The organism is Variovorax sp. 10L426, assembly GCF_056395305.1.
The window spans coordinates 1-20,611 of sequence record NZ_JBFTJF010000020.1 but is presented as its reverse complement, the minus strand read 5'-3'; the positions used below and the strand labels follow the sequence as shown (position 1 = coordinate 20,611).

General features: G+C 65.2%; 21 protein-coding genes. 6 read left to right on the top strand and 15 right to left on the bottom strand.

Annotated features, from left to right (window positions below):
- Positions 1-4: 4 nt before the first annotated feature.
- Entirely contained in the window at positions 5-874 is an 870-nt protein-coding gene (locus tag AC1DHL_RS24585; RefSeq protein ID WP_478163679.1) for a LysR family transcriptional regulator, read from the bottom strand.
- 109 nt (positions 875-983) lie between these two features.
- On the opposite strand from AC1DHL_RS24585, the gene AC1DHL_RS24580 reads away from it, so the two are divergent.
- Entirely contained in the window at positions 984-1,382 is a 399-nt protein-coding gene (locus AC1DHL_RS24580) for a tautomerase family protein (protein WP_478097948.1), read from the top strand.
- 59 nt (positions 1,383-1,441) lie between these two features.
- Complete coding sequence (locus tag AC1DHL_RS24575) at positions 1,442-2,782, top strand: tetratricopeptide repeat protein (protein ID WP_478163678.1); 1,341 nt, start codon at positions 1,442-1,444, stop codon at positions 2,780-2,782.
- A gap of 1 nt (position 2,783) precedes the next feature.
- Here AC1DHL_RS24575 and glxR read toward each other — a convergent pair whose 3' ends face one another.
- The 8 genes from glxR to AC1DHL_RS24535 form a co-directional block, all read right to left on the bottom strand.
- Complete coding sequence (gene glxR / locus AC1DHL_RS24570; protein ID WP_478097947.1) at positions 2,784-3,662, bottom strand: 2-hydroxy-3-oxopropionate reductase; 879 nt, start codon at positions 3,660-3,662, stop codon at positions 2,784-2,786.
- A 13-nt stretch (positions 3,663-3,675) separates the two neighbouring features.
- Positions 3,676-4,473, bottom strand: a complete 798-nt coding sequence (locus tag AC1DHL_RS24565; protein WP_478163677.1) for an HpcH/HpaI aldolase family protein — start codon at positions 4,471-4,473, stop codon at positions 3,676-3,678.
- Positions 4,474-4,487: 14 nt separating this feature from the next.
- The gene (gene gudD / locus AC1DHL_RS24560; protein WP_478163676.1) at positions 4,488-5,819 is read right to left on the bottom strand and encodes a glucarate dehydratase; all 1,332 of its coding nucleotides are present in this window, start codon (positions 5,817-5,819) and stop codon (positions 4,488-4,490) included.
- A 27-nt stretch (positions 5,820-5,846) separates the two neighbouring features.
- A complete protein-coding gene (locus AC1DHL_RS24555; RefSeq protein WP_478163675.1) occupies positions 5,847-6,809 on the bottom strand; it encodes a Bug family tripartite tricarboxylate transporter substrate binding protein in 963 nt (320 codons plus the stop codon).
- A 96-nt stretch (positions 6,810-6,905) separates the two neighbouring features.
- Positions 6,906-7,937, bottom strand: coding sequence for a LacI family DNA-binding transcriptional regulator (locus tag AC1DHL_RS24550; RefSeq protein WP_478163674.1), 1,032 nt, complete (start codon positions 7,935-7,937; stop codon positions 6,906-6,908).
- 27 nt (positions 7,938-7,964) lie between these two features.
- Entirely contained in the window at positions 7,965-8,771 is an 807-nt protein-coding gene (locus AC1DHL_RS24545; RefSeq protein ID WP_478163673.1) for a phytanoyl-CoA dioxygenase family protein, read from the bottom strand.
- A gap of 36 nt (positions 8,772-8,807) precedes the next feature.
- Positions 8,808-10,190, bottom strand: a complete 1,383-nt coding sequence (locus tag AC1DHL_RS24540) for an amidase family protein (RefSeq protein ID WP_478163672.1) — start codon at positions 10,188-10,190, stop codon at positions 8,808-8,810.
- Between the two features lie 109 nt (positions 10,191-10,299).
- Complete coding sequence (locus AC1DHL_RS24535; protein ID WP_478098147.1) at positions 10,300-10,980, bottom strand: histidine phosphatase family protein; 681 nt, start codon at positions 10,978-10,980, stop codon at positions 10,300-10,302.
- Positions 10,981-11,050: 70 nt separating this feature from the next.
- On the opposite strand from AC1DHL_RS24535, the gene AC1DHL_RS24530 reads away from it, so the two are divergent.
- Entirely contained in the window at positions 11,051-11,767 is a 717-nt protein-coding gene (locus AC1DHL_RS24530; protein ID WP_478097935.1) for an alpha/beta fold hydrolase, read from the top strand.
- A gap of 18 nt (positions 11,768-11,785) precedes the next feature.
- Here AC1DHL_RS24530 and AC1DHL_RS24525 read toward each other — a convergent pair whose 3' ends face one another.
- The 6 genes from AC1DHL_RS24525 to AC1DHL_RS24500 all read right to left on the bottom strand — a co-directional run bounded on the left by AC1DHL_RS24525 (position 11,786) and on the right by AC1DHL_RS24500 (position 17,552).
- Positions 11,786-12,826: a 5-oxoprolinase subunit C family protein gene (locus tag AC1DHL_RS24525; protein ID WP_478163671.1), complete on the bottom strand. Its 1,041-nt coding sequence runs from the start codon at positions 12,824-12,826 to the stop codon at positions 11,786-11,788.
- Complete coding sequence (gene pxpB / locus AC1DHL_RS24520; RefSeq protein WP_478097932.1) at positions 12,823-13,485, bottom strand: 5-oxoprolinase subunit PxpB; 663 nt, start codon at positions 13,483-13,485, stop codon at positions 12,823-12,825. The genes AC1DHL_RS24525 and pxpB overlap by 4 nt, the downstream gene beginning before the upstream one ends.
- On the bottom strand, positions 13,482-13,985 hold the full coding sequence (coaD, locus tag AC1DHL_RS24515; protein ID WP_478097931.1) for a pantetheine-phosphate adenylyltransferase: 504 nt from the start codon (positions 13,983-13,985) through the stop codon (positions 13,482-13,484). Before coaD ends, pxpB begins: the two co-directional genes overlap by 4 nt.
- Positions 13,986-14,030: 45 nt before the next feature.
- Complete coding sequence (locus AC1DHL_RS24510; RefSeq protein ID WP_478098145.1) at positions 14,031-14,630, bottom strand: RsmD family RNA methyltransferase; 600 nt, start codon at positions 14,628-14,630, stop codon at positions 14,031-14,033.
- Between the two features lie 100 nt (positions 14,631-14,730).
- Entirely contained in the window at positions 14,731-16,056 is a 1,326-nt protein-coding gene (locus tag AC1DHL_RS24505) for a M16 family metallopeptidase (RefSeq protein ID WP_478163670.1), read from the bottom strand.
- A gap of 35 nt (positions 16,057-16,091) precedes the next feature.
- Positions 16,092-17,552 carry a M16 family metallopeptidase gene (locus AC1DHL_RS24500; protein WP_478097928.1) on the bottom strand — a complete coding sequence of 487 codons (1,461 nt, stop codon included), beginning with the start codon at positions 17,550-17,552 and terminating at the stop codon, positions 16,092-16,094.
- A gap of 29 nt (positions 17,553-17,581) precedes the next feature.
- On the opposite strand from AC1DHL_RS24500, the gene ftsY reads away from it, so the two are divergent.
- The 3 genes from ftsY to rpoH all read left to right on the top strand — a co-directional run bounded on the left by ftsY (position 17,582) and on the right by rpoH (position 20,408).
- Positions 17,582-18,790: a signal recognition particle-docking protein FtsY gene (gene ftsY, locus AC1DHL_RS24495; protein ID WP_478163669.1), complete on the top strand. Its 1,209-nt coding sequence runs from the start codon at positions 17,582-17,584 to the stop codon at positions 18,788-18,790.
- Positions 18,791-18,868: 78 nt separating this feature from the next.
- Positions 18,869-19,330, top strand: coding sequence for an Mpo1 family 2-hydroxy fatty acid dioxygenase (locus tag AC1DHL_RS24490; RefSeq protein ID WP_478097924.1), 462 nt, complete (start codon positions 18,869-18,871; stop codon positions 19,328-19,330).
- Positions 19,331-19,466: 136 nt separating this feature from the next.
- Complete coding sequence (gene rpoH, locus AC1DHL_RS24485) at positions 19,467-20,408, top strand: RNA polymerase sigma factor RpoH (RefSeq protein WP_478097922.1); 942 nt, start codon at positions 19,467-19,469, stop codon at positions 20,406-20,408.
- Positions 20,409-20,611 lie beyond the last annotated feature (203 nt).

Below are 20,611 nucleotides of genomic sequence, written 5' to 3'. Positions count from 1 at the left end.
CATCTCAGACGAGATGCGACGTCAGCAATTCGCGGGCGCGCGTCACGAACTCGGTCTCGCCGCGACGCGCGGGCAGCAGGTAGAACGCCACGCGCGGCAGTGCCGGCAGTCCATGCGGCGGCGCGAGAGGTGCCACGCCCTCGCACAATGCCGATGCGTTGAGACATGCAACGCCCAGACCGGCCGCCAACGCCGACTGAAGGCCCGCGACGCCTGAAGCCACATGCGCCACGACGTAAGGCACTCGACGTTGGCGAAGCAGCTTGACGGTGTACTGGTGCAGCGAACAACTGTCGGGCAGCACCAGCAGCCGCAATGGCTCCGTGCGCACGATGCGGGCGCCGGCGGCCGCCATCCAGGTCAATGATTCGCGTCGCAGGACTGGCGTGCGCGGACGCGCTTCGTCCGGCGACGCTTGTCCCGCAATGCGCATGGACAGACCGACGTCGAAATCTCCGCGAGCGTAGCCGGCTTCGATGGCACCGCTCTTCAGGATGCTCACGTGCAGGCGCACCTGCGGATAACTCTCGCCGAGGCGGCTCAACAGCCGCGTCCAGTCACCAGGCCTGAAATAGTCGGTGACCGCGAGACGGAGCTCGCCTTGCAGCGATTCACCGTGCAGGTCGCGGAAGGCCTCGTCGCTCATGGCAAGAATGCGCCGCGCATGCCCGACGAGGCGTACACCCGCGGTCGTCGGCGTCACGCCTGTCTTGCTGCGTGTCAGCAGGACGTGCCCGGCACGTTCTTCGAGCTTGCGGATCTGCTCGCTCACGGCGGACTGAGAAAGAAAGACCTGTGGCGCCGCAGCGGTCAGGCTGCCGGCGTCGACGACCGCGACCAGGGTCTTGAGTTGATCGATGTCGAAGGTCTGCACAGACTATCCATCCGTTTTTATGGTGGATCAGATCATATATTCCCGCTTTTCAGATGGCTTGGCGACTTTGACAATGACACCTTGTTCAACACAGCCAAGGACGCCCACCATGCCTCACATCGTCATTCATCTCTCAGGCGAGCCCGATCAACAACTGACGCGGCGCGTGGTCGACAAGGTCGCCGAACTCACACAGACGGTCCTCGACAAGAAGCTGCCGGTGATCGCCATCACCGTGCAATACATCGCCGCCGACGCCTGGTTCATCGGAGGTCAGTCGCTCGCGGAACTGGGCAAGTCGGCATTCCACCTCGACATCAGCATTACCGACGAAACCAACACCAAGGCGGAGAAGGCGCGCTATGTCCGCGAAATCCACGCCGCAATGGCAATGCTTCGAGGCAATCTTCACGAAGTCTCCTACGTGCACCTGATCGATGCCCGCGCAGCAGCCTACGGATACGGCGGAAAAACCCAGGAATACCGCCACCAGCAGGCCGGGGTTTGAACGCAGGCGCTCGGGGCGTGGCAACATGAGATTCTTCGATCACGCCTACAGGAATCGCCTTGCGTTCAGCGTCGCGCCTCTCCGACAGCCTCGGCAACCCGGTCAGCGTCGCCGATCCTGCCGCCTTGCGCGCGATCAACGACTTTGTCGAAGGATTCATCTCGTGCGAGGCACGGGCCGTCGACGTGCTCGCCGCCGCGGATGATCCCAGCGCCATCGTGCAGGCGTATTGCGCAGCCCTGCACCTGTTCGCCGAATCGGGCGATGCCGCGGCAAACGCACGTCCTTTTGTCGAACGCGCACAGGCCGCTGCGGCGCACGCCACGTCGCGCGAGCAACGCTTCATCGCCGCTGTCGCGGCATGGGCCGACGGTGACATCGCCCGGGCCATCGCATTGCATCAGGAGCAGGCCAGGGAGCATCCGCGCGACCTGGCATCCCTCAAGCTCGGGCAGTACCACTGCTTCAACACCGGCGACTGCCCCGGCATGCTGCGCCTTGCGCTGGCCGCGTTGCCTGAGGCTGCCGACGTGCCCTATCTGCACGGCATGGCGGCCTTCGGCTACGAACAATGCCACCTGATGCGCGAGGCCGAGTCCAGCGCTCGCCGTGCGATCGCCATGGAACGCAAGGAACCATGGGCTCACCACGCGCTGGGCCATGTGATGCTTACCGAAGGGCGCCTCGGCGAAGGCCTGGATTTCATGCAGAGCGTCAGCGACACATGGGTCGGACTCAATTCCTTCATGGTGACGCACAACTGGTGGCACGTGGCCCTGTTCCAGATCGACCTCGGGCGCGACGCGGAAGCGCTGAAGACCTACGACCGCCACGTGTGGGGTGTCGTCAAGGAGTACTCGCAGGACCAGATCGGCGCGGTTTCACTGCTCGCGCGATTCGAGTTGGCGGGCATCGATGTGGGTGATCGTTGGCAGGACGTCGCCGCTTATCTCGCCAAGCGGCTCGACGACCATGTGTTGCCATTCCTCGACCTGCAATATCTCTACGGCCTCGCACGCGCTGGCCGACCGGAGGCCGACACGCTGCTGAATCGCATCGAAGACTTCGCACCGCACGCGCCACCGTCGACACGCGATGCGTGGCAGCGCGTCTGCGTGCCGGCTGCGCGCGGATTGCTCGCACATGCACGCGGCGATGCCGCGGCTGCCATCGAAGGGCTGGGGCTCGCGTTACCGCGGCTCGTCGAGATCGGCGGCAGCCACGCACAACGCGATCTGTTCGAGCAGGTCTATCTCGATGCCCTGATCCGGAACGGAACCGAAACGACGCTGGCCGGTGCGCAGGGCATCCTCCAGCAACAACTCAATGGCCAGCCGGAGTCGGCGCGGCTTCGCCGGCAGGCCGCGGCGATCTACGCGCGGCTTGGCTTGCCAGTGTGAATCAGCCCTTCGCGACTTCGTGCGCCGCCATTTGCTCCAGCGCCTTCACCAGCGCAGAGTGATCGAGTTGATCCCAACCGTGGGCGGCGCATGACTGCATCAGTTGTGCAGCCGAGGCCGTCTGCGGCAGCGCCACGTCCATCTCTTTCGCACCGGCCAGCGCCAGATTCAAATCCTTCTGGTGCAGTGCGATGCGGAAGCCGGGGTTGAAGGTGCGCTTGATCATCCGCTCGCCGTGCACTTCAAGGATGCGGCTGGCCGCGAACCCGCCCATCAGCGCCTGACGGACCTTCGCCGGATCGGCGCCTGCCTTGCTGGCGAACAGCAGGGCCTCGCCGACGGCCGCGATGTTGAGCGCGACGATGATCTGGTTCGCCACCTTGGTGGTCTGGCCGTCGCCGTTGCCGCCGACCAGCGTGATGTTCTTGCCCATCGCTTCGAAGAGCGGCTTGGCGCGCTCGAATACGGCCTCTTCGCCGCCCACCATGATCGTCAGGCTCGCCGCCTTTGCACCGACTTCGCCGCCTGAGACAGGCGCGTCGAGATAGTCGCAGCCGAGCTCGTTGATCTTTCTCGCGAAGCGCTTGGTCTCCATCGGCGCGATCGAACTCATGTCGATCACGAGCTTGCCCTTGGTGAGGCCGGAGGCGACGCCGTCTTCGCCGAACAGAACCAGTTCGACGTCCGGCGTGTCCGGCAGCATCAGGATCACGACATCGGCCGCGCGAGCGACGTCGGCGTTGGTCGCGCAAGCGGTGGCCGTCTTCAGCGCTTCGGGCACCTGGCGACGCGTGCGCACGAACATTTCGTGGCCGGCCTGCAGCAGGTTCTGCGCCATCGGCGCGCCCATGATGCCGAGTCCGATGAATCCGATTTTCATGATCGAAGTCCTTTCAGTAGGAGGTTGAGACCGAGGTGCCGTTCGCGGGCTGCGTGGCGCGCATCTTCGCGAGCACCTGCTGCGAGCCGGCGGCCATGAGCCGTGCATCCGAACTCACGGTGACGAACTGGAAGCCCTTGGCAATGCGCGCCAGCGCGCCCTCGGGCGTACCGTTGTGAATGCCGGCCACGAGACCGTGCGCCTTGGCGCGTTCGAGGATGTGGTCGATGGCCTGCGCGACCGGCGGGTCCACGTCGTCGAAGACCGGCCTGCAGCCCAGCGCGAGCGAAAGGTCCGACGGGCCGATGTACACCGCGTCCAGCCCCTCGACCGACATGATCGCGTCGAGGTTCTCGAGCGCCTGCGCGGTCTCGATCATTGCGAAGGTGACGATGGTGTCGTTGGCATGTTGCGGGTAGTCCGCGCCGCCGTACAGCAATGCCCGCACCGGCCCGAAGCTGCGTGTGCCGCGCGGCGCGTAGTGCGTGTAGGCGACCAGCCGTGCGGCCTCCTCGGGCGTGTTGATCATCGGGCAGATGACACCGTAGGCACCGGCATCGAGCGCTTTCATCAACGCGCCGGGATCAAGCCACGGTACGCGAACCACCGGTACGGCGTCCGTGGTCGAGATGGCTTGCAGCATCGGAATCATCGACCGGTAGTCGACCACCCCATGCTGCAGGTCGATGGTCAGCGAATCCCAGCCCTGGTGGGCCATCGTTTCGGCCGAAAAGCCGTTGGGAATCGCGAGCCAGCCGTTGACTGCGGCGCCTCCCGATTTCCAGAGTGCCCGCAGGCGGTTTTCTCTCATTCGGACTCCTTGGTTCAGCGGTCGAAGGCAGGGCGCTTCGGGTCGAAGGTCCAGCCGGGGATCAGACTCTGCATCGCGATCGCATCATCGCGCGATCCGAGGCCGTGCTGCTTGTAAAGCTGGTGGGCCTTTTCGACCTCGGCCATGTCCAGTTCGATGCCCAGCCCGGGCTTCTTCGGCACTTGCACCAGGCCGCCCTCGATGCGCAACGGCTCCTTCGTCAGTCGCTGGCCATCCTGCCAGATCCAGTGCGTGTCGATCGCGGTCACGCGCCCGGGCGCGGCGGCGCCGACGTGGGTGAACATCGCGAGCGAGACATCGAAATGGTTATTCGAGTGGGAGCCCCAGGTCAGACCCCAATCGCGGCAGGTCTGCGCGACGCGCACCGAGCCGGCCATGGTCCAGAAATGCGGATCGGCCAGCGGAATGTCCACCGACTGGAGCGCGAGCGCGTGACTCATTTGGCGCCAGTCGGTCGCGATCATGTTGGTCGCTGTCGGCAGGCCGGTGGCTCGGCGGAACTCGGCCATCACCTCGCGGCCCGAGAAGCCTTCCTCCGCGCCGCAAGGATCTTCCGCATAGGCGACGACGCCGCGCATGTCGCGCATCAGGCGGATGGCGTCCTTCAGCAGCCAGCCGCCGTTCGGATCGAGCGTGACGCGCGCCTGCGGAAAGCGCTCGTGCAGCGCGACGACGGCTTCGATCTCTTCTTCTCCGCGCAGCACACCGCCCTTGAGCTTGAAGTCGTTGAAGCCGTAGCGCTCGCGAGCAGCCTCGGCCAGCCGCACGACCGCTTCGGGTGTCATCGCCTTCTCGTGACGGAGGCGGAACCATTCGTTGTCGGCCTGCGGCTCGCGCGCGTACGGCAGATCGGACTTGTCGCGATCGCCGACGAAGAAGAGGTAGCCCAGCATCTCCACTGCATCGCGCTGCTGGCCCTCGCCGAGCAGCGCGGCGACGGGCACGTCCAGATACTGGCCCAGCAAGTCGAGCATCGCGGATTCAACGGCCGTCACCGCGTGGATGGTGGTGCGCAAGTCGAAGGTCTGCAAGCCGCGCCCGCCCGCATCACGGTCCGCGAACTTCTGCTGGACCTGCTGCATCACGCGCTGGCAGCCACCGATGGACTGTCCGACAACGAGATCGCGTGCGTCTTCGAGTGTCTGGCGGATCTTCTCGCCGCCGGGCACTTCACCTATGCCCGTGCGGCCCGCGCTGTCGGTGAGGATCAGCAGGTTGCGCGTAAAGAAAGGGCCGTGGGCGCCGCTCAGGTTCAAGAGCATGCTGTCGCGACCGGCAACGGGGATCACGCGCAAGGCGGTGATGATGGGTGTGGAATTGGACATCGGATGGTCTCGAATTGGAATTGCGCGTCAATCGGCGGTGATCTTGCCGGTCTCGATCACGTTCTTCCAGCGTGCTGATTCCTGCTGCTGAAAGGCCGCGAACTGTGCGGGCGTGTTGCCGACAACCTCCAGCCCAATCGCCGTGAACTGCGTCTTGACGACCGGATCGTTGAGCGCGGCGACCATGGCAGCGTGCGCCTTGTCGCGCACGGCGGGCGGCAAGCCCTTGGGCGCGACGATGGCTTGCCACGAATAGACCTCGACGTTCTTCACCCCGACCTCGGCGGTGGTGGGCACATCGGGAAGCACGGGCGAACGCTTTTCGCCGGTCACGGCGAGCGCCTTGAGCTTGCCGGCCTTGATGTTCTGGAACACCGCGTTGACGTTCTGGAACGACGCGTCCACCTGGCCGCCGAGCAGGTCGGTGATCGCCGGCGCGCCGCCCTTGTAAGGCACGTGGAGACCGCTCGTTCCGGTCTGCTGCCAGAAAAGCGCAGCCGTCAGGTGATCGCTCGATCCGTTGCCTGAAGACGCAAAAGTCATCTTGCCGGGGTTCGCCTTCAGGTACGCGATCACGTCGGCGACTGTCTTGTGAGGCGAACTGGCGGGCACGACCAGCACGTTTGGCGCCTGCACCGCGACCGTGATCAGGTCGAAGTCCTTGAAGGCGTCGTATTGCATGCCCTTGATGAGGTGCGGTGCGATCACCAGCGGACCGAGCGAGGTGACGAGGAAGGTGGAACCGTCCGGTGCCGATCGCTTGACCAGGGTCGCGCCGATGGTGCCGGTGGCGCCGGCCTTGTTGTCGACCAGGAAGGTCTGGCCCAGCTTGTCGGCCAGTTTCGGCGAGATCGCGCGCGCGACCATGTCGGTGGAACCGCCTGGAGGGAAGGGCACGACGAGTGTCACCGGCTTTTGGGGCCAGTCCTGCGCGTGTGCACCAACAGCGGCGGCCAGGCCGATCGCGAGGGGGATCAGTAACTTCTTCATGATGCTTTGTCTCTTTCAAATGGTAGCGCTATCTTTTAGGATGATAGCGCTACCTCAGGCATTCGGAAAGCGTTCCAACTCAGGGTTTGTACGAGGTCAGGTGCTATCTCGGTCGACGATCGAGAAGCCGATGTCGATCACGCGCTCATCGACCTGGCGCCCTTCCGCCCGGTCGACGATGAACTGCGCGGCTTGGCGGCCAATGGCCGCGCCGTCGATTCGCACAGTCGTCAAGGCGGGTTGCAGGTCGGCCGCGAATTCGAGATCGCCGAAACCGACGACTGCCAATTGAGCCGGCACCGAAATGCCCTGTGCCTGCGCCTCGATCATCACGCCCAGCGCCAGAAGGTCGGAACTGCAGAACACCGCATCGATATCCGGGGATTCGCGGAGCAATTCCGACAGCGCTGCCCGCCCACTCTTCAGCGTGGTCGGCGCAGGCACCCGAATGACGGGCACTTCGCGCAAGCCCGACGCGCGCGCCGCATTCCGGAACGCCTCGTGGCGCCGCTGAGAGCGCTCGTCATCGCCCGCCACCACGGCCAGGCGGCCACGGCCCTTGTTGCGAAGGAAGTCGACCACCGCGCGACCGACTTCGGCATGGGAAAAGCCGACGAGCATGTCCAGCGGCGTGGGTGTGAGATCCCAGGTCTCGACCACCGGAATGCCGGCGGCCAGGAGGCGCTTCCGACCCTCGGGCGAGTGCATGATGCCGGTGAGCACGATGCCATCGGGTCGGCGGCCGATGATGGCTTCGAGCAACGCATCCTCGCGCGAGTCCACGTAGCCGCTCTGCCCCAGCATCAACTGGTAGCCGCGCTCGGCGAGTGCTTCGGTCAGGGACTGAACCGTCTGCAGGAAGACTGGGCCCGACATGGTCGGAACGACAGCAGCGACGAGGCGGCTGCGCGTCGAAGCGAGCCCCCCGGCGAGCACGTTGCGCACGTAGCCAGTCCGGCGGACAGCGTCGGTGACCTTTTTCAGCGCCTCGGCCGACACCTGCGATGGCGAACTCAATGCGCGCGAAGCCGTGATGGGCGCCACGCCGGCAAGCTTCGCGACGTCGTGCAGCGTGACGGCGCCGCTGCCCCGGCGGGTGCGTCGAGCGGGGGTGCCGTCTTTGCTCATCGGCACATTCTAGGCGCGAAGATAGCGCTACCGACGGCGATGCCCGACTTCCAAATCGTTGTGGCCGCTTCGATCCACCCCTTTGAGCAGCCACAGCGGCCGCTCGGCGAAGTTGACGGCAACCCCGGTCTTCCCGTCCGCTGGTCGCAGATTGCGCTCGAAAACCGAGGTCGACGGCATGTACCGCAGCGCCACCCCAGTACGCCGCTTTGCCGAGGTGTTGGCCGTTGCACCGTGGATCATGAAGACGTCGTGCAACGACATCTGCCCCGGCTGCAGTTCAAGGTCGACTGCATTCGCTTCGTCGAAACTACCGGCAGCCATGCGCTGGTTGAGGGTCAGGTCGGAACGGTCCTCGTGCAGATGCTCGTGCAGAACCTGGGCGCGGTGGGACTGCGGGATCACGCGCAGGCAGCCGTTCTCGGTCGTCGATTCCTCGAGAGCAACCCAGACGGTGCAGTTGGCGAGCGGGCGGATCGGCCAATAGTGACCGTCCTGGTGCCACGGCGTTTCATAGCCCTCGGCCGGCGGCTTGCAGAAAACATGGCAGCCCCAGAGGATCACGTCGTCACCGATCACCCCGGACACAAGCTCGACGATCTCCGGGTCCATGGCCAGATCGAGGAAATGACGGCTGCCACGCACGCCCTCGCCGTTGTCGCCCTCGATATGCGCGGAAACCAGCTTTTCAGGACGCACGCCCGGGTTGTCGCGGATCAACGCATCCAGCGCATCGCGCATCATCGCGACGCGCTCAGGTGAGAGGCGGAATTGCGGTATGACCCAGCCCTCGGACTGGTACTGCTCGATCGCTTGCGCGGACATTCGGGCCATGGATGCGTCTCCTGCAAGGCGCCCATTATGGGGAAATCAGGCGCCGAAGCCGGGCGGCGCCACAAAGCCGCCGAATTCGCGCTCCATGGCCTGGGCGAAAGCGATCGTCGTGCGGTCTTCGAGGCGCGGACCGATGATCTGCATGCCGATCGGCAGGCCTTCCTCACTGAGTCCGATCGGCATCGCGGTTGACGGCAGCCCGGTGAGCGTCGCGATGCTGGACCAGGCCGATTGGTCCTTGTAGGGAATCTCCCGATCGTCGACGCCACGCCGCCGCGTCTCGATGTCGCCGTGATCGTGCAAGAAGGCGGGCGTCGGCATGACGGGGCACAGGATGACATCCCACTGCCGGAAGAAATCCCGCCACTGGTGTGCGATCCCCATGCGCGCACGATCCGCGTGGATCCAGTCGCGATGGCTGATGCCACCCGAGTCGCCCGGAATGTCGGCGCTGATCAACGCCCACATCAACTGCCCCCAGAGCGATGCGACGTGTTCAAGGTCCGGCAGCAAAGGGCTCGCCCGCTCGACCCGGCAGCCGATGCGCGCCAGGTTGTCGCCCATGCGCCGCAGTGCCGCGCACACGGCGTTCGATGTGGGCACCATCGGATGCTCGTCGAGCAGCAGGACGCGAAACCCCTCGAGTGCCGTCTGCCGCGCGGGCGGCAGCGCAAGGCGATAGGCGAGCGCATCGGCGTCGTCCGGCCCTGCAACGACGTCGAGCGCCAGCATCAGGTCGGCCGCGCTCCGCGCCATGGGGCCCACCACGGCGAGGTCGATGTTGCCGCCCACGGACAGCACGGGCGTACCCGGCGGGGCGCAGCCACGCATCGGAACGAGACCGTGCGACGGCTTGTGCGCGAAGACACCGCAGCAGTGCGCCGGTACACGCAGCGAGCCGCCGAGGTCCGAACCGAATTCCAGCGACACGTAGCCTGCGGCCAGCGCAGCCGCGCCTCCGCCGGACGAACCGCCGGGTGTTCGGTTCACATCCCAGGGGTTGTTCGTCGTGCCGAAAAGAGGATTCGAGCTCTGCCAGTCGGCGAGATGCATCGCGACGTTGGTCTTGCCGATCACCACTGCACCTGCGGCCTTCAGGCGACGGACCAGGACGGCGTCTTCGGCGACCGGTACCTTTTCCGTGCCGGGTATGCCCCAGGTCGTCGGCAATCCCGCCACATTGAACGCCTCCTTGACCGTGACGGGGACCCCCAGCAGCGGGAGGCGCTCGCCGCGTGCCAACGCCGCATCGGCCGCGACCGCCGCCGTCCGCGCTCGATCGAAGTCGCGCGCGATGACGGCGTTGATCCGAGTGTCGAAGGTCTCGATACGAGCGATCGACCCATTCAGCAGTTCGACCGAAGAGATGCGCCCCGCTCGCAGATCGGCGGCGAGGTCGCTGGCAGTTGCGTAGTCCATGGCAAGCAGTCGGTTGGTTGCACAGATGGCGATGATGAGGGCGCCATCGTGTGCGCTCTTGATCTTCGTTGCGGCGTGCTTGACGAATCTTGCGATTCCGGAGGCAGCTTTACTTCTTGAGGCTCTTCAGGTGACGCCGCTGGTCATAGGTGGGCTGCTCCGGCAGGTCTGCGAGATGGCGGGTGTCGGCCCAATCGACGATCTCGATGACTTCCGGTGCCGAGGCGTCGGCAATGCGAATCCGGTTGAAGCCCGCATTGGGAATCTCGCTTTGGCGCGGCCCGTTCAGGCCGAGCCCGCGGGCGGTGCGCCAGACCATGTCGAGCACGCCGCCGTGCGTCACGACCAGCACGCGCTGCCCCGCATGGACAGTGGCGATGTGTCCGAGCGCCTCGATGATCCGGGCGTGGAACTGTCGCGGCGATTCGCCTTCGGGCATCGCGTGGTCTTCGCGGAACTGCAGCCAGTCCTCCCATGCGCGCGGATGCAGATTCTGTATCTCGTCAGCGCGCATGCCTTCGACGATGCCGAAGTTCTGCTCGCGCAACGCAACGGTGGTGACGATTTCCAGCGCCAGTTGCTGCGCAGCGGGCGCGGCTGTCTGCTGTGCGCGCATCAGGTCGCTGCTGACGAGATGATCGACCTGTTCGTCCGCCATGCGAAGGCCGAGCCGGCGCGCCTGCTCATGGCCCATGTCGTTGAGAGGAACGTCGACGTGGCCCTGGAAACGGAGTTCGCGGTTCCAGTCGGTTTCACCGTGGCGGATCAGAATGAGTTCGGTAGTGGGCATAGGCTGACGCGTATTGTCCTCGCAGCGGGTGACGGCGAGGTGTCCGTGCGCGATGGCGGAGAATTCGCCCATGCCAAGTCTTGTCCTGTTGCCCGGCCTCGCCTGCGACGAGCGCCTCTGGGAAGCCCAGATCCCCGCCCTGCCCTCGTCGCTCGGCGTTCGCGTGAGCGACGTGCACATGCGTCATGACCGCATTGAGACCATGGCCACTGCCTTGTTGTCGGAGCAAACCGGTTCTCTGATCCTATGCGGCGCGTCGATGGGCGGAATGATCGCCATGGAGGCAGCACGCCAGGCGCCCGAGCGCATCGCAGGGCTGGCGCTGCTCGGCACCAATGCGCGACCGGAGACGCCCGACATGTACGAACTCCGCAAATCGGCGATCGAACTGTTCGAGCACGGCGAGGCGCGCGACGTGATCGAACTCAACGCCGGCTTCGCCTTCCACCCCGTCCAGGCCGGCGATGCGGCACTCGTCCGGCGCTACGTCGACCTGATCCTCGACGCCGGCACCACGCAGCTGATCCGCCAGAACCGTGCGCTGATGGAGCGTCCCGACCAGCGACCGCATCTGGCCCGGCTGCGATGCCCCACGCTGGTGATGTGCGGCGACGGCGACCGCCTCACGCCTCCCGAGTGTTCGCGCGAAATTGCCGCGCTGATGCCCCACGCCGAACTCGCATGGGTCCCGCAGTGCGGCCACATGCTCACGATGGAGAAGCCGGAGTTCGTCAACACCGCACTCCGCCGCTGGCTGGAAAACCTGAACACGAGCACCGCCAGCTGAGTCCGCGCCGCAGCGCGTTCAATCGGCTTGAGGCTCCGCCGAAACGGACTTCCGCGCCGGTGCGATCCAATCCATGGAAGCAAGGCCTTGCGCGAGGTGCGCGAGATAGCGCTGCTGTTCATGCAAGGCGGCAAGCGCCTCCGCGGCATCGACCTGCCGGAATCGAAGACGACCGTCGAGCGGCGCCTGCGCCAGCTTCCACAGATCCGCCTGAATGATCACGCCGATGCGCGGATAGCCGCCCGTCGTTTGCGCGTCGCCCATCAGCACGATGGGCTGCCCCGAAGGCGGCACCTGGATCGTTCCGGGAATCACGCCCGACGACAGGATGTCGAGTCCGCGCTTGCGCTTGAGCTCCGATCCTTCCAGCCGGTTGCCCATGCGGTTGCTCCGCGGCGTGATGCGCCAGGGCTCGCGCCACAGCAGTTCGCGTGAAGCCGCTGTGAACTGCTCGTACTCAGGACCGGGCATGGCGCGCAAGACAATCGCGCCGTCGTCCACATTGACGTGCCATTGGGGCATGCGCACGCCGAATGGCCGCCTCGACAGCTGACCGGCACTCAGGGCTGACAGGCCCGACATCAAGCTGTCGCCTGCTTTCAGGAGCCGACCTTCATGGCCGCCGAACCCGGCCTTCAGGTCTGTACTTCGCGAACCGAGGATCACCGGCACGTCGATACCACCTGCAACCGCCAGCCAGGTCCGTAGGCCCATTTTCCGGCTTGAGCGATTGGCGCGCCCAAACTTGAGTGTCTGGCCGGCGCGCACGGGCACGCTCCAACCGGGCCAGAGGGGCGCGCCGTCCAGACGCGCGTCGAAGTCATCGCCAGTGATCGCGATGCGCGTCGCCGCATCGAAACGCAACTCGCATCCTCCCATCGTGAGTTCGAGCCCGGCCGCGCCGTCGGGATTGCCCGCGAGACGATTCGCCAGCACGAGCGCCAACGGATCGAGCGCGCCACCCGGACAGACGCCCAACTGCCGATGGCCGTGCCGGCCCAGGTCCTGCACCGAAGCCATCATGCCGGGGCGCAATACGGTGACGCCGACAGCCATCATGCCTCCACGCTTTCCACGGCGAAGCGCACATGGTCACCAGGCCTTAACAGGGTGGGCTCGGCGGCACTCGGATCGAACAGCTTCAGCGAGGTTCTTCCGATCAACTGCCACCCTCCGGGCGACGCCATCGGATAGATCCCCGTCTGCTCGCCGCCGATACCGACTGCCCCTGCAGGCACTTCCAGCCGAGGCGCGGACCTGCGCGGCGTGGCAAGCTCGGGCGCGAGTCCGCCCATGAAGGCAAAGCCCGGCAGGAAGCCGAGCAGGTACACCACGTAATCTCCCTCGCTGTGCCGCCGGACGACTTCGGACGGCGTGAGACCGGTGTGCAGGGCCACCTCCGCCAAGTCGGGGCCGAACTCGCCGCCGTAGTTGACCGGAATCTCGATGCGACGCCCCTCGATCGACGACGCATTCAACTGCGGCCACGCGGAAAGCACCTGCATCTCGAGCTCGGCGCTGTCGATCTGATCGGGATCGAAGAGCAGGCTCAGGTTGTTCATCCCAGGGAGCACCTCGCGAACGCCGCGCCACTGCATGGCTTCGGCCGCGAGCGCCCAGATCCGCTGCTGCTGCGTCAAGGTCGCCGGCGCGGGCAACTCACACACCAGGGCCGCCTCGCCGAGGGAGTGCAGGCGAAGCGGCACCGACTCGGTCATTCGCGGCCGAGGCTGCGCACTTTAGCCATCAGGCTTTCCTGCACTTTGGGCGACACGAACTTGTCGACTTCGCCGCCCAACATCGCAATCTCTCGTACGAACGTGCTGGAGATGAACTGGTACTTGTCGCTGGGTGTGAGAAACACGGTTTCGACTTCGGGCATGAGCGAGCGATTCATGCCGGCGAGTTGGAACTCGTAGTCGAAGTCCGTCACGGCGCGCAGCCCACGCACCATGGCTTTGCCGCCGCGCGCGACGACGAAGTCGCGTAGGAGGCCCGAGAAGCTTTCGACAGTGACCTGGTCGCTGAATGGCTTCACGGCCTCGCGCGCCATGTCGATGCGCTCCTGCAGCGTGAAGAGTGCCTTCTTGTGATGACCTGCAGCGACGGCGACGATGACACGGGAGAACAACTGGGTCGCGCGCCGGACCACGTCTTCGTGGCCGAGCGTCATGGGGTCGAAAGTGCCGGGATATACCGCGATCACGTTGCTGGTCATGGTTGCTTCCTCCTGATGCAGCCGCTCGCGGCCTGGTTCGGCGGATTATGCAGCCGCGTCCGCCGTGCGTTGAAGAAGGTGCGCGTGTACTGCACCGGCCTTCAGATGGCGATAGATCGTCAATCCCAGCACAGCGAGTTCGTCAACGTCCCACCGTTGCGCAGCTTCGAGATAAATCACGCCGCCGGGTCGCAACGCGCGCTCGGCTGCGCGCAGCGCGGGCACGTACAGGGCTGTGTTTTCGAATGGCGGGTCGAGGAACACTGCGTGCAGACTCCCGGCGGGGGCACGCTCCAGGGCAGTGACGCCGTTACCCCGCTCGACGCGCACGGCATCGGCGGTGAGCTTGGTCTTCAGCGTCTGCAACTGCGCAACGAGTGCCGGATCCTGTTCGCACAGCAGCACCGCGTTCGCGCCGCGCGAAGCAGCTTCGAGGCCCAGCGCACCGGTCCCGGCGAAGGCATCGATGCATTTCCACCCTGGCAACTCGCCGCCGCCAGCGCCCGCGAGGCTCGCGAGCCAATTGAAGAGTGTCTCGCGGACTCGATCGGGCGTGGGACGCAAGCCGGGTTTGTCGGCGACGGCCAGGCGAGTGCGCTTCCATTCACCGCCGATGATCCGGACGAAATGCGGCGCCTTGGCCAGCTTGGCAGAAGCGGCCGTCTTGGCCGCGGCGGGGAGAGGGGTTCGGGAAGTTGGCTTCACACGCAAAGCTTAACGGCACCGCGCCGAACCCCGGCGTTTGTCAGGGCTGGGCGCCCACAATCACAGTCACCATGCGGTCCGGCTGGAGCTTGCGCGCGAACGCGGCCTTGATGTCGGCCACCGTGACGGCGTTCATCCGGGCCGTCCACGTGTCGAGGTAATCCAGCGGCAAGTCGTTCCACGCGATGTTCGCGACATTGCCGAGCAGCTTGCGATTGCTGTCGAGCAGCAGCGGAAAACCGCCGATAAGGTTGTCCTTCGCGGCTTTCAGCTCGGCTTCGGTCGGTCCGTCGGCAACGAATTTCGCCAGTACCTCGCGCGAGACCTTCACCGCCTCCTCGGCCTGGTCGGGCCGCGTCTGGAAACCGATGCGGAAGGCGCCCGCATGCAGCCCCGGAGAGAAGCCGCTGTAGATGCTGTAGGTCAGTCCGCGCTTTTCGCGCACCTGCTCGGTCAGGCGCGACACGAACCCGCCCCCGCCGAGGATGTAGTTGCCGAGGTTGAGCGCGAAGTGGTCCGGGTCGGCGCGCCGGTAGCCAGGCTGGCCGATGAGCACGTGCGCCTGCGCCGAGTCGAACGGCAACCGCTCTTCCTTGGCCGCGGTGAGCGGCATCACCTCGGGCACGGCAGGGAGTTCGGCGCATGAAGACGAGGCCGGCAAACGGGACAGCAACGTCGTCGCGATGCTTTCCGCTTGCGGACGTGTCACCGCGCCGACGATGCTGATCTTGGCGCGGCAAGGGACGATGAGTTGCTCGTATCGGCGGCGCATGGCGGCGACGTCGATCTGCGCCAGGGTCGCCTCGGTCACGTCGAGGCCATATGGATGCGTGCCGTAGACCGCCTGGGAAAAGGCCCGCTCCGTGATGGTCGCCGGCTTCGTGTTGGCTTCCTTGATGGCCGCGTTGAGCCTCTCCCGCTCGCGCTTCCAGACATCCTCCGGAAAGGCCGGCTCGCCGATCTGGCGCGCCGCGAGCCGAACCGCCTTGTCGAGCAGCGCAGGCTCGGACAATGTTCTCAGCGTGAAACTGGTGCGTTCGGAACCGGCGCTCACGTCGAAATTCGCGCCCAGATCGGCCCAGGCTTCGCCGAGGGCGTTCTGGTCCATCGCCGGATCGCTTCCGCTCGCGCGCATACCCTTTTCGACCATCATCGCGGTCACGCTGGCAAGACCGGCTTGCGCGGGCGGGTCGCGACGGGCGCCGGCGTCGAAGTCCGCCTGGACATCGACGATCGGCAACGCGCTGGTTGCGGCGAGATAGATCTTGGCGCCGTTCGGCAAGGTCCAGTGCTGGATCGGTATGGCGGCGAAGGCGTTCGCGCCAAGAAGTACGGCAGTGCCGGCGAGGACAGCGCGGAGGGCCATCTTTGGAATCTTGAACATGGGAATGCAGCCCTCTTTCAGCGCAGATCGCCCGTCGGCGCTGCAAAGCCGCGCGGGCGGCCGTTTTTCTCGGGCGGCAAGGGCCGCAGGACGGCGGTCGTCATCTGGTCATCGCCGAAATACTTCGCCGCCACTGCCTGCACCTGCGCGGCCGTGACGCCCTGCAGGCGTTCGATGATCCGGGCGCTTGCATCCAGCGGAAGGCCCTGCACCCAGTTGCTGCCGAGTTCACGCGCTTGCGCCATGACGGAGTCGAGCTTGTAGGTCTCGCTGGCCACCCACTGAGTCTTCACGCGGGCCAGTTCGGCCTCGCCAATGCCGTCGCGAGCAATCCGCGCGACTTCTGCGCGCAGCGCGGTCTCGACAGCCTGGGCGGTCTTGCCTGCCGCCGGGACACCTTCGAGCACGAACAACTGCGGACCGCGGCCGACGAAACCGGAATAGGCCCCCGCCTGGTCCGCCACGCGATCGGGACCTTGCGTCAACGCGCGGTCCAGCCGAGCACCCTGGTAGCCGTCGAGCACCGCCGACAGCACCACGAGCGCGTAAGGATCGATGTCGCCCGCGAACTTGTCGGCGGGGTCGATCTGCGGCACACGGAACGCGAGCGACACATAGGCCTGCTCGGCCGGTGCCTTGAATTCGATACGGCGAACGCCGCGCTGGGCGGGTTCGGTGCGAGGCTTGCGCACCGGCAGCGCGCGCGCCGGGATCGAGCCATAGTATTTCTCGGCCATGGCGCGCACCTGCGCCACGTCGACATCACCCACCACGACGATCACCGCGTTCTCGGGCGTGTACCACTGCTTGAAGAAGGCGCGAGCGTCCGCAGGCGTCATGGCATCGAGGTCGCTCATCCATCCGACCACCGGGCGGTGGTACGGCGACGCGGTGAAGACAGCGGCGTTTTGTTGTTCGCCGAGCAAGGCGCGCGGCTGGTCGTCGGTGCGCATGCGGCGCTCCTCCTTGACGACCTCGATCTCGCGCTTGAATTCGTCGTCCGGCCATTGCATGTTGGCAAATCGGTCAGACTCCAGCTTCATGACCTGTTCGAGCTTTTCAACCGGGATCTGCTGGTAGAAGCCGGTGTAGTCGCGGGTCGTGAAGGCGTTTTCGCGTCCGCCGAGTGCCGCGACCCGCCGGGAAAACTCACCCGGCTTCAGGTCCTTGGTGCCCTTGAACATCATGTGCTCCAGAACGTGAGCAACGCCTGAAGTGCCGTCGACCTCATCCATTGAGCCGACACGAACCCAGAGCATCTGGACGGCGGTAGGGGCGCGGCGATCAGGCTTGACGATCAATGTCATGCCGTTGGCGAGCGTGAACTTCTGTGGCTCGGCCGATGCGGCGGCCGAAGGCGATGAGTCTGAATGGGGTGGGGGGGAGGACTGCGCGGACGCGGGCAAGATCCAAGGCGCCATCAGCACCGAGGCCAGCACCGCACCAAACGCTGCGCGGCGTGGCGAGGGGTGTTTCATAGAATGGCTCGGATTGTAAAAACGACTCAATGTTCAGTTTCTTCAAGAAAAAACCGCCCGCCGAGGCGCCAGCCCCGGCGCCCGAGCCCGAAGTTTCGCCGGTTGAACCCTCGGCGGAGCCTGCGGCACCCGCAAAGTCGGTCTTTTCGCCATCCACCTGGTTCGGGGGCCGTATCGCCTCGCCCGCGCCGGTCGTTCCGCCCGAACCGGAGCCTGTACCTGCGAAGTTCGAGGAACCGCTGGAGAAGTCACCGACACCGGTGCCAGCACCAGTGTTGGTGCCCCTGCCCCCGCCGGCAGCCGAAGTCGTAGTTCCGGCCGCCGAGCCGCCAGCAGCCGAACGCAGCGGTTGGCTCAACAAGCTCAAGAGCGGCCTGCGCAAGACCGGCAACAGTATCGCCGCCACCTTCGTCAACGCCCAGATCGACGACGCGCTCTATGAGGAGTTGGAAGAAGCGCTGCTGATGGCCGATACCGGCGTCAAAGCCACTGAGCACTTACTGGACGATCTACGTCGCCGCGTAAAGAGCAACATGGCGACCGACGCCGGGCAAGTGAAGGCCCTGCTGGCGGATGCGATCGCCGACCTGCTGCGCCCGCTCGAAAAACCATTGGTGATCGGCCAATACACGCCGACGGTGATCATGGTTGCCGGCGTGAACGGAGCAGGGAAAACCACGTCCATCGGCAAGCTGACCAAGCACCTGGCCAACGAGGGCGCGTCTGTGCTGCTGGCTGCGGCCGATACTTTTAGGGCGGCAGCGCGGGAGCAGTTGCTGGTCTGGGCGGACCGGAACACTGTCGAAATCGTCAGCCAGGAGGGCGGCGACCCCGCCGCGGTGAGCTTCGACGCGGTCAACGCGGGCAAGGCGCGCGGCAAGGACGTGGTCCTGGTCGACACGGCCGGCCGGCTGCCGACGCAGATTCACTTGATGGACGAGCTGAAGAAGATCAAGCGGGTCGTCGCTCGCGCCGATACGACCGCGCCGCACGAGGTGCTCCTCGTGATCGACGGCAATACCGGGCAGAACGCACTGGCCCAGGTCAGGGCATTCGATGAGGCGCTCGGCTTGACGGGTCTGGTCGTTACCAAACTCGATGGCACTGCAAAGGGCGGCGTCCTGTGCGCGATCGCTCGCGAACGGCCTATCCCGGTCTATTTCATCGGGGTCGGCGAAAAGCTGGAAGATCTGGAAACCTTCGACGCCCGGGAGTTCGCCCAGGCCCTGCTCGGATAGGCGCGGGTCGCGGCCGGCCCATTGGTGGCCGGAAGCTCAGTCTGGCATCATGCCCCGACAGAAGAACGAGGAGACACCATGAATACCGCGGCAACACCGCTGACGGGCGCCGATCGCAAGGTCGATCGCCTGCTCGCGTACTATGGCGAGAGCCATCGCAACCCGACAAACGAAGCCATTCACATGGTGGCCATTCCGGCGATCATGCTGAGCATCGTTGGCTTGCTCTTCGCGTTGCATCCCTGGGTGGCCTACGCCTTCGTGGCGGCCAGCCTCGTCTACTACGCCACCCTGCGTTCGCCGGCCTTTCTGGTCACCATGATCGGCGGGACGGCGATCCTCTTGGCAGCCATCCACGCCATGGGCGACCTTGTATTGCCCGTTTCCGCCGCTATCTTTGTTGTCGCATGGGCTTTCCAGTTCATCGGCCACAGGATCGAAGGCAAGAAACCCTCATTTTTCGAAGATATCCAATATCTCTGGGTCGGCCCGCTTTTCGTACTTTCGAGGCTATTTCTGCGCCTCGGTATCCGCTGGTAAGCCCGCCGCCGGAACAGCTTGGCCAGCTTTTCGACGGGTTCAAGCTATCAGCCTCATTGAAAGTAGGTGGGAACCCTGACCTTAGCACTCCCTCTAATCGAGTGCTAATATGGTCACCAACAAAGGAGTTTCCCGAATGACATCATTGTCTGGAGCCTCTGCCAACCAGCTCGCCGTCGCCAATCCCTGGTCGATGGTGCCGTCGCTGGGTAACCTGGACGCCTATATCTCGGCAGCCAACCGGCTGCCTTTGTTGACGCTCGAGGAAGAGCAGGGTTTTGCGCGCAAATTGCGCGACCATAACGACCTGGAAGCTGCCAGTGCGTTGATCCTGTCGCACCTGCGGCTCGTTATTTCGATTTCCCGCCAATACCTGGGCTATGGTCTGCCGCACGGCGACCTGATCCAGGAAGGCAATGTCGGCCTGATGAAGGCCGTGAAGCGCTTCGACCCCGACCAAGGCGTGCGGCTGGTCAGCTATGCCATGCACTGGATCAAGGCTGAGATCCACGAATACATCCTGAAGAACTGGCGCATGGTCAAGGTCGCGACGACCAAGGCCCAGCGCAAGCTTTTCTTCAATCTGCGCTCGATGAAGCAAGGTTTCAAGGCCGACGCGGCCGCCCTGGATGGCCATACGCACCGTGACACCCTGAGCGCGGACGAAGTCACGCAGATGGCGACCCGCCTCAACGTGAAACCTGAAGAAGTCCTGGAGATGGAAACGCGCCTCTCCGGCGGCGATGTGCTGTTGGACCCCAGTCCATCCGACGATGGTGATGAGGGCTTCGGCCCCATCGCTTACCTGGCCGACGCGAGCCAGGAGCCGACCGCGCAGATCGAATCGCGGCAGCGTGATCGGCTGTCGACGGACGGCATCTCAACCGCGCTGGCATCCCTGGATGACCGCAGCCGCCGCATCGTCGAAGAGCGCTGGCTCAAGGTGAACGACGACGGCTCGGGCGGCATGACGCTTCATGACCTGGCTGCGGTTTACGGCGTGAGCGCCGAACGCATTCGCCAGATCGAGGTCGCGGCCATGAAGAAGATGAAGAAGGCGCTCGCGGAATACGCGTAAGCCGTCTTTCGCTGCCATCGAACCCGGCCCGCTGGCCGGGTTTTTTCTTTCTAACCCGGATATTTCATCAGTAGGCCGATGTGGCGTTGACCGAACCTGGTGGCGGACATTGAGCGCGGTCTTGCGTCCAGTGTGAGCTACTGGATGGAGTCGCGGCTGTTTTTAGGCACACGACCCCCTTACCCCCGTTGTTTGTCAGCGTG

Bases quoted from the DNA above. Each gene is read 5' to 3' on its own strand.
- gudD (WP_478163676.1), bottom strand. From the start codon at position 5,819: ATGTCCAATTCCACACCCATCATCACCGCCTTGCGCGTGATCCCCGTT.
- AC1DHL_RS24505 (WP_478163670.1), bottom strand. From the start codon at position 16,056: ATGGCCCTCCGCGCTGTCCTCGCCGGCACTGCCGTACTTCTTGGCGCG.
- AC1DHL_RS24550 (WP_478163674.1), bottom strand. From the start codon at position 7,937: ATGAGCAAAGACGGCACCCCCGCTCGACGCACCCGCCGGGGCAGCGGC.
- ftsY (WP_478163669.1), top strand. From the start codon at position 17,582: ATGTTCAGTTTCTTCAAGAAAAAACCGCCCGCCGAGGCGCCAGCCCCG.
- AC1DHL_RS24500 (WP_478097928.1), bottom strand. From the start codon at position 17,552: ATGAAACACCCCTCGCCACGCCGCGCAGCGTTTGGTGCGGTGCTGGCC.
- rpoH (WP_478097922.1), top strand. From the start codon at position 19,467: ATGACATCATTGTCTGGAGCCTCTGCCAACCAGCTCGCCGTCGCCAAT.
- AC1DHL_RS24535 (WP_478098147.1), bottom strand. From the start codon at position 10,980: ATGCCCACTACCGAACTCATTCTGATCCGCCACGGTGAAACCGACTGG.
- AC1DHL_RS24580 (WP_478097948.1), top strand. From the start codon at position 984: ATGCCTCACATCGTCATTCATCTCTCAGGCGAGCCCGATCAACAACTG.
- pxpB (WP_478097932.1), bottom strand. From the start codon at position 13,485: ATGACCGAGTCGGTGCCGCTTCGCCTGCACTCCCTCGGCGAGGCGGCC.
- glxR (WP_478097947.1), bottom strand. From the start codon at position 3,662: ATGAAAATCGGATTCATCGGACTCGGCATCATGGGCGCGCCGATGGCG.
- AC1DHL_RS24540 (WP_478163672.1), bottom strand. From the start codon at position 10,190: ATGGACTACGCAACTGCCAGCGACCTCGCCGCCGATCTGCGAGCGGGG.
- AC1DHL_RS24490 (WP_478097924.1), top strand. From the start codon at position 18,869: ATGAATACCGCGGCAACACCGCTGACGGGCGCCGATCGCAAGGTCGAT.
- coaD (WP_478097931.1), bottom strand. From the start codon at position 13,985: ATGACCAGCAACGTGATCGCGGTATATCCCGGCACTTTCGACCCCATG.
- AC1DHL_RS24545 (WP_478163673.1), bottom strand. From the start codon at position 8,771: ATGGCCCGAATGTCCGCGCAAGCGATCGAGCAGTACCAGTCCGAGGGC.
- AC1DHL_RS24525 (WP_478163671.1), bottom strand. From the start codon at position 12,826: ATGATGGCTGTCGGCGTCACCGTATTGCGCCCCGGCATGATGGCTTCG.
- AC1DHL_RS24565 (WP_478163677.1), bottom strand. From the start codon at position 4,473: ATGAGAGAAAACCGCCTGCGGGCACTCTGGAAATCGGGAGGCGCCGCA.
- AC1DHL_RS24555 (WP_478163675.1), bottom strand. From the start codon at position 6,809: ATGAAGAAGTTACTGATCCCCCTCGCGATCGGCCTGGCCGCCGCTGTT.
- AC1DHL_RS24530 (WP_478097935.1), top strand. From the start codon at position 11,051: ATGCCAAGTCTTGTCCTGTTGCCCGGCCTCGCCTGCGACGAGCGCCTC.